The sequence below is a fragment of the Vibrio sp. 1069 genome (genome assembly GCF_033340555.1).
On sequence record NZ_JAWOWP010000561.1, the window covers coordinates 1 to 612 of the forward strand.

Genomic DNA, 612 nt, shown 5'->3' on the forward strand with positions numbered 1-612 from the left:
AATATTGAATATGAATCAGGACTTGATGACAACCTACTTACTGGGTGCGCAATTAAAGGAACTGTGGCGTTGTGGATCAGAACTTCAGGCTAAAAACCTATGGCTGGTATGGTGGGAGCAAGTGAATGAGAGTGGAATTAAGCCGTTAAAAGAGTTCGCTCGAAAGCTCCGTCCATACCTTCATGGGATCACTGCTTCAGCAAGCTATCCGCTGAATACCTGTACGCTTGAAGGGATAAATAACAAGATAAAGTTAATCAAGCGAATGGGATATGGCTATCGAGATACTGATTACTTCTTCTTGAAGATAAAAGCGGCTTTCCCCGGAAAGCCGCGATGAACCTTATTTTATGCCCGTTACCTGCATCTCCCTGTTAGTCAGATACAAAAACGCCCGCTTTAATTGCGGGCGTTTTTTATGCTTCCAAGCTTATGATTCAAACTCTTCAATCATTTCTTGAACTTCACTCTTCGGTTTATCTGTTTGACCAAAGCCACGTAGACCAACAACGTGTACGTGTTCGTGATCTTTAAACACCTTACGTACCAACTTGTAGGTTGTACCTTTCTCTGGGCTGATGTTCTCTGGCGCAGCAATCAACAGCTGCATAT

The 612-nt window shown here is 43.1% G+C and carries 2 protein-coding genes; one reads left to right on the forward strand and one right to left on the reverse strand.

The genetic code is table 11. The annotated features are described in order from the left end of the window. Nucleotides 1-340, forward strand: a 340-nt coding sequence (locus R7040_RS27735) for a transposase (protein ID WP_318097785.1), incomplete at its 5' end; no start/stop codon positions are given. Between the two features lie 90 nt (nt 341-430). On the opposite strand, the gene R7040_RS27740 is transcribed toward R7040_RS27735, so the two are convergent. Then, on the reverse strand, nt 431-612 hold a 182-nt coding region (locus R7040_RS27740; RefSeq protein ID WP_318097786.1), incomplete at its 5' end, for a hypothetical protein.